The following is a 10,335-nucleotide window of genomic DNA, read 5'->3' as shown; positions in this document are numbered from 1 at the left end:
AACCGCGGTGGCGAGCAGCAGGCGGGTGAGTCGCATGCCTGTTGTGACGGCGTGCGTGGTCGTCGGGTTGCGGGTGGGGCGGGCCGAACCTGCCGCCCGCCCCACCACGCTGTTCAGAGCAGGGCGACCGGCGTCTTCCAGATGCCGCGCCCGTGGGTGGCGGCGTACAGGTTGCCGTCGATGCTCAGGTGCAGGTCGAAGACGGCGGTCAGGGGCAGCGCCCGCGGCCCGTCACCCGGCTCCCGGCCGACCCTCCGCCAGCGGATCGTCTCCGGGGTGGCGCGTCGGTCGGCGACGAGCACGCCCAGGTCGGTGGCGACGACCAGCTTGTTGCCGACCACCAGGACGTCGGTGGCGGGTACGTCCGGGAAGCCGACGGACAGGTCGGTCCAGGCCACCGAGACGCCGGCGTGGGTCTTCGTCAGCTTGCCGCGGTAGACGTGCTTGACGCCGGCCCCGGGGCCCTCGATGAACCGTCGGTTGAAGCCGTTGAACACGAGGTAGATCGTGGAGTTGGTGGGGTCGGCGGGGTCGAAGGTCACCGCGTTGGGGTAGCGGTTGGGCAGCCCGGTCAGGTCCAGCTCGGTCCAGTTGCCGCCCCAGTTGGTGGCCACGCCCCGGGTGAACCCGGCGCTGTTGCAGTTCGCCTCGCCGCACCAGGCGGCCAGGTAGGTGTCCCGCGCCGCGTCGGCCGGCGCCTTCGGGTCGGCGACCCCGTCGAGCCCGACGACCAGCCGCGCGCCGTCCTCGTCGAGGGTGTAGAGCTTCTGCCAGCCGTTGGCCTCCTCGGCCGCGGCCTCCTCCGGGGTGTATGCGAAGGCGAGGTCGTGCCGCCAGACCGAGTTGCCGCCGGCGACCCACCGCTCGCTGCTCCCGTCCCGGGTGTTCTTCGAGCCACGGATGGCCTTGAACGGGGCGGTGAACCGTGCGTTGACGTCCGGCACGGTCACGTCGAACACCGCGCTGAAGGTGCCGTCGCTGCGGCCGCAGTTCTTGGTCAACCACAGCACGAGGTTGGTGTACTCGTCGAGGATCTGGCAGCCGTTGCGCGGGTTGACGATCGTGTCGCCGCCGTCGCCGCCGAACGGGCTGACCATCCTGCGGGCCCCGGCCCGCAGCAGGGAGCCGCCGTTGTCCTGCAGGCCACCGGCGACGGTGACGCCGCGCCGGTCAGGGTCCCGGCCGGTGCCGACGGAGTAGTACTGGAGGGTGCGCAGCCCCGCGTTGTGGTTGCTCCAGTCCAGGGCGTGCCCGTCGGCGTCCTCCCGGCTGGCGGCGGGGGCGAGGGGGCGGGAGTAGACGCCACCGTCGTTGCCGACCAGCACCCGGCCGCCGCTGATGGCGATGGAGTGCTGGTCGGAGTGCGTGGTGGGCGGGCAGCCGCCGGTCGGGTCGGTGATGTCGAAGCAGGGGAAGTAGAAGTTCCAGTACGGGCCGACGGTCTTCCAGCTGTCGCCGCCGTCCTCGCTCTCGTACACCTCTTCCAGGCCGAGGTAGACGTGCCGGGGATCGGACGGGTCGACCTCGATGAAGTTGTTGTACCAGGCCTGCACGCCGGGCTGGTATGTCGGCAGGCTCTTCAGGGCCGACCCGGAGTCGGCCAGCTTGGTGGAGGTGGCGATGCGCCGCCACGGGCCGAGGATGCCGCCGGTGGACCGGTACGCGCCCTTGAGGACCGACGGTTCGCCCTCGATCAACTGCTCGGGGCTCTCCTGCACCAGGTAGTAGCTGTGCCCGTCGCCGGAGACCGCGAACTCGGCGTTACCGACGTCGTCGTTGTCGATGTCGCCGAGCAGGTTCACCCGACTGAAGCTGCCCGCCGTGCCGGCCGCCGTCGACAGGTAGTAGCCGTTGTACGCGGCGCCGGAGCGCCACGCCGCGTTGGCCAGCACCGTGTGGCCCCTCGAGCCGGGGTCGATGAGCACGTCGTTGATGATGTTGTCGTAGGGCTTGGTGATGTCGCTGTCCGACGCCGGGTTCGGCATGAACACCAACTCCCACCGCTGTGCGTGGCGGCGCTCGTCGGTGGAGTGCCGCCACAGCCCGCGGGTGGTGGCCGCGTACACGTGGCCGGCGCCGTCGAACTTGAGCTGGTTGATGCTGCGCGACTCCAGCTCGTCACCGCCCACGCGGTCGGCCTGCGAGAAGCCGCGCGCCCGGCTGGCGTTGCGGAGCCGGTAGACCCCGGCTCCGGTGTAGCTGGTGGCGCCCGTGTTGGCCTCGCCGGTGGCGTACCAGAGGGTGTCGGCGTGGCTGTCGTAGACCAGGTCGCCGGTGGACAGGGCGAGGATGCCGTCGGAGATCGGCGTCCACGCCCCGCTGGTGAGCTTCTTCCGGAACACGCCGCCGTTCGCGCCGCCGGCGAAGACCTGCCCGCGGCCGGCGGCCAGCCCGGTGATGCGTCCGGCCACCAGGCCGGCGCCGCCGCCGGAGTTGGAGAAGTTCGGGTCGCGGTAGTTCGGGTCGTCGGCGTCGTAGGGCTTGTCCGTCACCTCGGTCCAGAGTGACCGGGTGCCGGGCAGGCCCCGCAGGTCGGCGAGGGCGTCGCCGTACTCGCCGGGCGCCACCGCGCCGTACGGGGCCAGCCGGGCCGAGGCTTCCTGCGCCGCGTACGGCTTGATCCCGCGAGGGCCGGCCTCCTCGCCCTCGTCCTCCCCCGGCTCGGCATGGGCCGGCACGACCGTCGCCAGGATGGTGGCCATGGCGGCCACCGTGGCGACGACGCAACGCCGACGCCGATGAGTTGTCCGCATCGCGCTCCTCCCCCTCACGGGTCCGGCGGACGCCGCCGTTGGCGTACCGCCCCGAGATCGGACACTAGCCATCGACGTCCATTGAGGGAAGTGGCCACCCGTACCGGTGCCGCGGCACGATCGTCACGTGGCCGCAATGTCCGTCTCGCGCCACCCACAGTCCACGAAGCCGTGGAACGTTCCCGTAGATTCACAGCCGCGACGTGCTCATGTTTATCGATGGCAGGACCACGTGCCCGACGGTAGTCAACGACGACGGATCCGCCGCCTGGCCGCCCTGGGAGTCGCCGCACTCCTGTCCGCGACCCTCGCGCCCGCCCCCGGCGCCCAAGCCGAACCGAGCGCGGCAGCCACCCCCGCGTCCGGCCGGCCCACCTTCACCGGTCCGACGAGTTGTGCGGTCATGCGAGCGAAGGGCGACCATGGTGCGCCCACGGCCGACGCCGCCCTGGGTGAGCACCGTCGGCCGGGTCCGCCTCACCTGAGGCAAGTACCCCTACCTCGCGGACGCGATCACGATAATGAATTTCGCTTCGGATGTCACCGAGCCCACGGCCATCCCTGCCCAAATAGGCGATGCGACGGGCCTCAGGAGCGGCGTTGAGCGGCGTCACTTTGGTCGGGATCACGTGTTGACTGTTGACCTGGGCGTGGTGACGTGATGTGCTCAAACAGTAACGCTAACGGCAATCATCGTCATTAAGACTTTGAGGAGGACCATGTCTCTCACCGTGCCGCCCGCCCTGCTCCAAGCCGCTGAGACCGGCGCCGTGGACGACGAAGCTTTCGTCGCCTGTGTTCAAACCTCCCTCCCGTACGCCTGGGACACCGTCCGTCGTGTGGTCGCCGACCTGGAATCGTCAGACGCCGAATTCGCCGACAACGTGGTACCGCCGCCCACCGAGGCGGAGCGCGGGCAGCTGCTGCGTGCGCTGGCCAGCGATGCCATCCGGGCGAGCCTGGAGCGCCACTTCGGGGTGAAGCTGGCGTTCCAGAACTGCCACCGGGTGGCGGCGTTCCGGCTGGGAACCGAAGACTCCGCCACCTACCGCAGCTTCGTCTCGGTCCGGAGCCAGTTGCTGAACCAGTCGCCAGAGCTGCGTGATTGCTGAACCATGCGGCACCCCGCCGTCCGGCGAGCAGGTCCAGTCGCACCTGTTCCTGCTCGCCGGGCACGGTGCCGGCGGCACGCACGCGCAGGCCGGTGGCTGACGCGCACCGCTACGGCGTGGTTGCGGAGCCCCCTTTCAACGCCGGCGTCCGGGTCACCGAGCACCGCTTCAACTCCTACGGCGGTTGCCCCGGAGTTGCTGGGCACCGGGGAACATGTTCGCCTCGATGGGGCCGCAGCTGGGCCGTCTGACATCGACGACTACGTCCGACGTTTGCGTGCAGCCGGCGGGACTGGCGGCTTGCCCCATGCCGAGTACTCGCGGCGATTCGCTCCGATACTGCTCGGTAAGTCTGGCCGGTCGCGTACGCTCCCCTTCATGGAAATGGTTTCCAATATAGGGAGAGGGTGTCAGCGGTGAAGGTCGCGTTCGTGGGTAAGGGCGGCAGCGGCAAGACCACTCTCGCTGCGCTGTTCGCCCGGCATCTCGCCGGTCAGGGCCGGCCGGTGTTGGCCGTCGACGCCGATATCAACCAGCACCTCGGTGCCGCCCTCGGCGCCGATGCGGACGTGCCGCCGGCGGTGAAGCCGCTCGGTGAGCACCTGCCGGCGATCAAGGACTACCTTCGTGGCGCCAACCCCCGCATCACCAGTGCGGACCGAATGGTCAAGACGACTCCGCCGGGACGCGGCTCGCGGCTGTTGCGGGTGTTGGAGGACAACCCGGTGTACGCCGCCTGCGTACGGGAGGTCGGTGGGGTGCGGCTGGCGGTCACCGGTGAGTTCGCCGCCGAGGATCTCGGCGTGGCCTGCTACCACTCGAAGGTAGGAGCGGTGGAGCTGTTGCTTAACCACATGGTCGACGGCCCGGGTGAGTACGTCGTGGTGGACATGACCGCGGGCGCGGACTCGTTTGCCTCCGGGTTGTTCACCCGCTTCGACCGCACGGTCCTGGTGTGCGAGCCGACGGTGCGCAGTGTCGGGGTCTACCGTCAGTACGCCGGCTACGCCCGCGACTACGGGGTGGCCCTGTCGGTGGTCGGGAACAAGGTCGAGGACGTCGGCGACGTGGAGTTCCTCCGCGATCACGTCGGCGCCGACCTGCTGACCTGGTTCAGCAGGTCGGGTTACGTGCGCAGAGCCGAGCGGGGCGCGGTCGGTGGCCTGGCCGAGCTGGAGCCCGCCAACCAGGCAGCCCTCGCTGAGGTCGTGGGGGCAGTGGACGACACACCGCAGGATTGGGCGGCCTTCACTCGGTGGGCGAATGAGTTCCACCAGCGCAACGCCGTCGCGTGGGCCAACGAGCGCGCGGGGATGGACCTCACCGATCAGATCGATCCGGAGTTCCGGATGGGTCCGCAGGCAATCGGGCTGCCGCTGAGGGTGGGCGCCTGACGCAGGCAGGGCCAGTCACGCGGCGCACTTATCGCACGTGCCGAAGATCTCCAGGGTGTGACCGACGTCGGTGAAGCCGTGCTGGCTGGCGACCTGGTCGGCCCACCGCTCAACGGCAGGGCCGGCGACCTCGACCGCGCGGCCGCACTCGCGGCACACCAGGTGATGGTGGTGGCGGCTCTGGCTGCACCGCCGGTACAGGTACTCCCCGCCCGGCAGACGCGTCGATTCGATCTCTCCGCTGTCCACCAGCATCTGCAGCGTCCGGTAGACCGTGGTCAGGCCGACCCGCGCCTTGCGGTCAACGAGCATCTGGTGAAGCTGCTGCGCGCTGTGGAAGCCCTCCACCTCGCGCAGCAGCGCCAGCACCTCTGCGCGCTGCCGGGTATTGCGGGTCGCACTCGGGGTTGCCTCGATCACCGTTCCCTGTCTCCGCTCGTCCCGGCGCCTTCTCGGTGCCTGCTCTGCCGCGCTCCCGCGTTCCTCGGGGGCCACCTGACATCCGTATCCATTATGCCTTGCGCATATGTTCACACCGCCATACCAGCTTCCGCTTCGTCGGTCCGTCTTCAGCGACGGCGCCAGCAGGGCGCTTCCTTGCTGCGCGCAGCTCACGGTCGGAGGCCTGACTGGTCCGTGGCCAGGCAGTACAGACCATGTACCGCGCGGGTCGGGGGAAAGCGGGTGTGACGCGGGGGGTCGGGGTTGTCACGGACAGGTCACAACGCCGCGTTCGCTTAGTGACAACGGCTTTCAATGGGCGGAGGGTCCCCTTCAGTCGCGCCCGTCACCGGCCGCTCGCTCTGGGAGGAATCCGCCCGTGAGACATGAAATCCCGTGGGGCAGGCGGAGCTTCGCCGCCCTGCTCGCGTCCACAGTCGCGACCGGCGCGGTCGCGCTGACCGGCGCCAGCGCGGCGACCGCCGATCCATCGGCCACACCGGCTCCGGCGGCCGATGCGCCGAAAGAATCGCGGCCGACACCCTCGGCAACCACGACGCCGAGCTGCTCGCCGACGCCCAGGCGCAGCACCAGCCGGCCGTCACGGTCATCATCGCCACCGACAAGGGCCAGGCCGACGAGGTCACCGCCGGGATCCGCAAGCTCGGCGGCACGGTCACCCGCCGGGTCGACCAGGTCGGTTACGTGCTGGCGCAGGTCCCGACGGACACGTACCAGGTGAAGATCACCCGTACCAGCGGGCCGGCCGGGTCGATCCGGCACAACCTGGTGTGGCGGGGCAACGACGGCACCTTCCGCTCCGCCGAATCGGTGCGGCTGCCGCTGAGCAGGACCGTGGCGGTGGCGGTGACGGCCACCCCGAAGGCCGGCGCGCACGGCGCCATCCTGCGCGTCGACACCCGGCGACCAAGGTCGTCGACTTCGAGGTGCTCAATACCGTCATCGCCGCCACCACCCCGGCCAAGCCGACGTACGGTGGCTGGACCGGCACGGCAACCCGCCCCGGAGGTCGCGACATGCTCCTTCGATAATCCAAACTTATCATTGTGGGACGCACTGCACTCTGGGTGTCATCATTGCTACGCCAATTACCTACGGTGTTGGCCTCGAAATATTCGGCAGCACACTGTGGCCCGAAGTCGTCGGCGACTATGTAGGCGCAGTGGCCCTGGGCGTTGCATTTCGCTACTCTGCTGAGGCTCACGCGGGTGGTCGAAGAACGTTGGCCGCAATGCGGAAATTTTTCAGGAGCGACCTGCTGACCGTGTCCGTCTTCGAGCTCGGCCTATTAGGTTGGCTGGCGCTAATGCATTTCCTTGCCTTCCACAATGCATTTCCTTGCCTTCCACGAGACTCTGCGGCCCAGTAGTCCGGTGTTTTGGTTCATTATCCAGGTTGGGCTGATCATCGGCTTCTTCGCCGCTTGGCCGCCAACCTCGTTGCTGATCCGCCGCGGCGTCAAAACGGAATTGCTGGGCACGCCAAAGTAGGTGGTAATGCGCCGACGCCCTAGGTGTTCTGCCCACGGACGTTGGTGACAGGGCTGGGATCTTGGAATAGGTGAGGACCTCCGGGTGAGGTGGAGCTTGTCGAAGGTTCCGCACCACCCGGGAGGTCCTCGTGCCCCACGCTAACGCACGCCTGACTGAGCACGGCAGGCTGCGTCTTGCCAAGCCGGGCCTCCCAGCCGCCGCTGCCTGGGAATGGATCGACCACGGAGGGGGTCAGTTCGCTGCTTGACGGATCAGCCGGTTGGCGTCGGTGCGTCCGATCGTGGTTGCTTGGAGGAGTTCACCGGCGATGGTCCGTACCTGTGCCATGATCGCGGTTCCGGACAGCCCGAGGCCCGCCTGGCATGCCTCGCTCGCTTGACACACAGCGGTCAGGGAACGACGGCGTGCCTGGTCGGGTTCGCGCCCGGCGACAAAGTCCCGGTCCAGGTCGCGAACGGCCAGACCGAGACTGGTCACCGCGTCCGGCAGGGTGGGCGGGAGCGGTTCCTTGTCGGTGATGAGGGTAACCGAGCGGCGGGTCAGACCGCGGCTGGCGAGCACCACCCTGTTGAGGTGCTCCGCGCCGTCGCTGTACTGCTGAAGGGCGTTGCGCCAGCGTCGTTGTTGCGGTGAGAACCGCACCACTTCGTTCGCGCCCTGCAGCGCGTCGGACAGCCGTGTCAGCTCGCTACCCATGTCCCGCAGCTGGTCGAGCGCCGCCTGGGCGCCCGCGGCGTCCCGGTTCGCCAAGGCCCGCCCCGCGGCCGTCAGCTGTGCCGACAGTCGATTCATCGCGGGAACGGCGGCCTTGTGCACAATGCGCAGTGGGTTGAGGGGAAACAAGGCGATCACGACTATCAGCCCGATCACGCCGCCCGTCACGGCGTTGACCAGTTGGGGTACCTCCACCTTCGACGCGGTCGGCGTAACCGAGGAAACCAGCACAGCGGTTCCGCCGGCCTGCGTGATGAGACCTCCGCGACCGGTGAGCGCGATCGCGATGAGGATGGTGGCAGTGACAATGAGACCGGTTTGCGCCGCACCACGTCCGATGAGCGCCAGAAGGCCGTCCGCGATCAGAATACCGAGTCCCACGCCGGCGATGAGCTCGACGACCCGGCGTAGGCGTTGTCCCACCGCCGCCGCCACCGTGCTGACGGCCGCGATCGGCGCAAACACCGGATTGTGCATGCTTACACCGATCTCGCGCGCCGCTAGCCACGCCAGGCCGGCCGCAAGGCCCGCCTGAACAGCCACCACTGAGTAGATGGCCAACTGTCGCCTGCGATCGCGCTCAGTGGTCCTCGTCTGCTGCCGCCACGTGTCCAGCAAGCCCTCGACGCGCGCGGCGTGCCCGCCGCCCAGGTCCCTCACCGAGGACCTCCCCCACCACCGATCCAGCCTCCGCATAGAAGCCGCATCCCCTCGACCAAGCCGACCAATCCGGCTGTCCATGACAATCGCGATCACGCCACCATCGGCCACTGACAACGCGATGACGACCAAGCCCACCTTCGCCATGGCCGGGCCGTAGACGGTCTCTCTCCTCCTTGGTGTCGAGGCCTGCTACATAGAGGCAGGCTTGCGCCCATCGGTGCCGAGCTGCCGACGCTGATGTTCGTGCGGGCGAAGCGGCCGGGCCAACGACGGCCTCGGTGACGCGGCGGCGGATCTTCTGGCGCGACACCCCTGTGCCTTTGAACTGCTGACCCCGCTGCGTGATCTTGTAGTCGACCTCATCGGCGTCGGTGAGCCACGCGGGCCGGCCGATTGTGTAAGTCGAGGTCGGACGCCTCGATGATGTCCGCGGCGTTCCGGTTCCGCTTACGGCCGGTCCGGCACCGTAGATCCAGTCCGCAGAGGACGGACGGTCATTTGTCAGGACCTCTTCAACGCCGGCGGCATCACGCACGGGACGGACGATGCAGGTGACGGGGTACTGGACGTGCTGACCGCTGCGCGGCCGCCTGACTCCCGGTTCGACAGCAGGACGGTCAGACGTCGAACCCGACGTGCATCAGCGCCTGCGCCCGGTCGAGGGCCTCGACTTCGCTGATGCCAGCGGAGTCCGCACACAACTGCGCCAGCGCGGTGCTGACGGCTGCGGCACCCAGGTTGAGTGCGTTGTACTGTTCGGTGAAGGCGGCAACCAGTTGATCAGTGTCGCGGACCTTGACGAACATTTGCGGCCCGTTCGGCGATGACTCTGTTGCTTCCCAGCATCAGACCCGTCCCGCCAACCCCCGGTTCACCAACTCCTCAGCGGCCAACTCCTCAGCGGCCGTCTCAGAACCCAACGGTCTGCCCGGTCCGTTGTCACCGTGAGGCCGAGGTCTACCGCCAGCTCGGCCTGCGGCTGACGTACCACCCGCAAACGCAAACGGTGCACGCTGAAGCTGATCTCAGCGCGCACCGTGGGCCTATAAGTTGTGTCCGAGGGGGGACTTGAACCCCCACGCCCTATACGGGCACTAGCACCTCAAGCTAGCGCGTCTGCCATTCCGCCACCCGGACCTGCTCGTCCAGCCTACCCTGTCGGCCAAGGTGATCTTCGCACCGGTTCGGCCGGCCCGGCGGGCCGCACGGGGCATTACTGTACACGGCCCGGGTGGATCATGCACATCACCGCCACCCCGCAGAGTTTCCCCAGGTCAAGGCACTGACGTGGCCGCGGGCACCGCTGCCGAATACCGGATCCCGGGGCCCGGGTAGCGAGGAACCGGCGATTCCGGGCAGCATTGCTCCCGTGTCCCACCCCTCCCCCCTGACCGCCGCTCAACACCAGGCCCTCGCGCTGCGCTCCGCGGGTGACCTGGCGACCGCCCGCCGCCTGCTCGCCGACGCGATCGCGGCGGCCCGACCGGCGTACGGGGAGGACCACCCCGACGTACTGGCCACCGGCCACCTGCTGGCCCGCCTGCACCGTGAGGCCGACGATCCGGCCGCCGCCCGACGGGTGCTCGAAGAGGCGTACGCCGCCGGCGAGCGTCGCCGCGGCGACGCCGACCCGCTCATGCTCGCGCTCAGCTTCGACCTCGCCGGCGTGGCGGAGGAACTCGGCAACCGGCACGAGGCCCGCCGCAACTACACCCGCGTGGCCACCGCCGGGCCCGCCGTGCTC

Annotated in this window: 10 protein-coding genes, 1 tRNA gene and 2 pseudogenes; 6 read left to right on the top strand and 7 right to left on the bottom strand. The window is 69.0% G+C overall.

What is annotated here, in order from left to right:
- Positions 1-113: 113 nt before the first annotated feature.
- Positions 114-2,702, bottom strand: a complete 2,589-nt coding sequence (locus F8274_RS27740; protein WP_225854005.1) for a glycosyl hydrolase — start codon at positions 2,700-2,702, stop codon at positions 114-116.
- 770 nt (positions 2,703-3,472) lie between these two features.
- On the opposite strand from F8274_RS27740, the gene F8274_RS27735 reads away from it, so the two are divergent.
- Both F8274_RS27735 and F8274_RS27730 read left to right on the top strand, forming a co-directional pair.
- Positions 3,473-3,865 carry an SCO5389 family protein gene (locus tag F8274_RS27735; protein WP_151465312.1) on the top strand — a complete coding sequence of 131 codons (393 nt, stop codon included), beginning with the start codon at positions 3,473-3,475 and terminating at the stop codon, positions 3,863-3,865.
- A 416-nt stretch (positions 3,866-4,281) separates the two neighbouring features.
- The gene (locus tag F8274_RS27730; RefSeq protein ID WP_151465311.1) at positions 4,282-5,259 is read left to right on the top strand and encodes an ATP-binding protein; all 978 of its coding nucleotides are present in this window, start codon (positions 4,282-4,284) and stop codon (positions 5,257-5,259) included.
- 15 nt (positions 5,260-5,274) lie between these two features.
- Here F8274_RS27730 and F8274_RS27725 read toward each other — a convergent pair whose 3' ends face one another.
- Both F8274_RS27725 and F8274_RS27720 read right to left on the bottom strand, forming a co-directional pair.
- Positions 5,275-5,679 carry a Fur family transcriptional regulator gene (locus tag F8274_RS27725; RefSeq protein ID WP_151465310.1) on the bottom strand — a complete coding sequence of 135 codons (405 nt, stop codon included), beginning with the start codon at positions 5,677-5,679 and terminating at the stop codon, positions 5,275-5,277.
- 354 nt (positions 5,680-6,033) lie between these two features.
- The gene (locus F8274_RS27720; RefSeq protein ID WP_151465309.1) at positions 6,034-6,291 is read right to left on the bottom strand and encodes a hypothetical protein; all 258 of its coding nucleotides are present in this window, start codon (positions 6,289-6,291) and stop codon (positions 6,034-6,036) included.
- A 138-nt stretch (positions 6,292-6,429) separates the two neighbouring features.
- Here F8274_RS27720 and F8274_RS32740 point away from each other — a divergent pair.
- From F8274_RS32740 to F8274_RS32730, 3 genes and pseudogenes are all read left to right on the top strand, one after another.
- A pseudogene (locus F8274_RS32740) lies at positions 6,430-6,695 on the top strand (hypothetical protein); the annotation flags it as partial.
- A 5-nt stretch (positions 6,696-6,700) separates the two neighbouring features.
- Complete coding sequence (locus F8274_RS32735) at positions 6,701-7,090, top strand: DUF4396 domain-containing protein (RefSeq protein ID WP_151465315.1); 390 nt, start codon at positions 6,701-6,703, stop codon at positions 7,088-7,090.
- Entirely contained in the window at positions 7,050-7,211 is a 162-nt protein-coding gene (locus F8274_RS32730; RefSeq protein ID WP_151465307.1) for a DUF4396 domain-containing protein, read from the top strand. Before F8274_RS32735 ends, F8274_RS32730 begins: the two co-directional genes overlap by 41 nt.
- Positions 7,212-7,445: 234 nt before the next feature.
- Here F8274_RS32730 and F8274_RS27700 read toward each other — a convergent pair whose 3' ends face one another.
- The 4 genes and pseudogenes from F8274_RS27700 to F8274_RS27680 all read right to left on the bottom strand — a co-directional run bounded on the left by F8274_RS27700 (position 7,446) and on the right by F8274_RS27680 (position 9,728).
- Positions 7,446-8,735: an aromatic acid exporter family protein gene (locus F8274_RS27700; protein WP_151465306.1), complete on the bottom strand. Its 1,290-nt coding sequence runs from the start codon at positions 8,733-8,735 to the stop codon at positions 7,446-7,448.
- A 142-nt stretch (positions 8,736-8,877) separates the two neighbouring features.
- Positions 8,878-9,126, bottom strand: a pseudogene (locus tag F8274_RS32725) (NAD(P)H-binding protein); the annotation flags it as partial.
- 82 nt (positions 9,127-9,208) lie between these two features.
- A complete protein-coding gene (locus F8274_RS27685) occupies positions 9,209-9,397 on the bottom strand; it encodes a hypothetical protein (RefSeq protein WP_151465305.1) in 189 nt (62 codons plus the stop codon).
- Positions 9,398-9,644: 247 nt separating this feature from the next.
- Positions 9,645-9,728, bottom strand: a tRNA-Leu gene (locus F8274_RS27680).
- Between the two features lie 232 nt (positions 9,729-9,960).
- On the opposite strand from F8274_RS27680, the gene F8274_RS27675 reads away from it, so the two are divergent.
- The coding region (locus tag F8274_RS27675; RefSeq protein ID WP_192580020.1) for a tetratricopeptide repeat protein at positions 9,961-10,335 on the top strand (375 nt) is incomplete at its 3' end.

This window comes from Micromonospora sp. AMSO31t, assembly GCF_008868175.1.
Taxonomy (GTDB): Bacteria; Actinomycetota; Actinomycetes; order Mycobacteriales; family Micromonosporaceae; genus Micromonospora.
The sequence above is the reverse complement of the archived record's forward strand: the minus strand, read 5'-3'. Positions and strand labels throughout refer to the sequence as shown.

Excerpts from the sequence above, each read along its gene's own strand:
- F8274_RS27700 (WP_151465306.1), bottom strand. The coding sequence starts at position 8,735 with ATGGCGAAGGTGGGCTTGGTCGTCATCGCGTTGTCAGTGGCCGATGGT.
- F8274_RS27685 (WP_151465305.1), bottom strand. The coding sequence starts at position 9,397 with ATGTTCGTCAAGGTCCGCGACACTGATCAACTGGTTGCCGCCTTCACC.
- F8274_RS27740 (WP_225854005.1), bottom strand. The coding sequence starts at position 2,702 with ATGGCCACCATCCTGGCGACGGTCGTGCCGGCCCATGCCGAGCCGGGG.
- F8274_RS27735 (WP_151465312.1), top strand. The coding sequence starts at position 3,473 with ATGTCTCTCACCGTGCCGCCCGCCCTGCTCCAAGCCGCTGAGACCGGC.
- F8274_RS32730 (WP_151465307.1), top strand. The coding sequence starts at position 7,050 with ATGCATTTCCTTGCCTTCCACGAGACTCTGCGGCCCAGTAGTCCGGTG.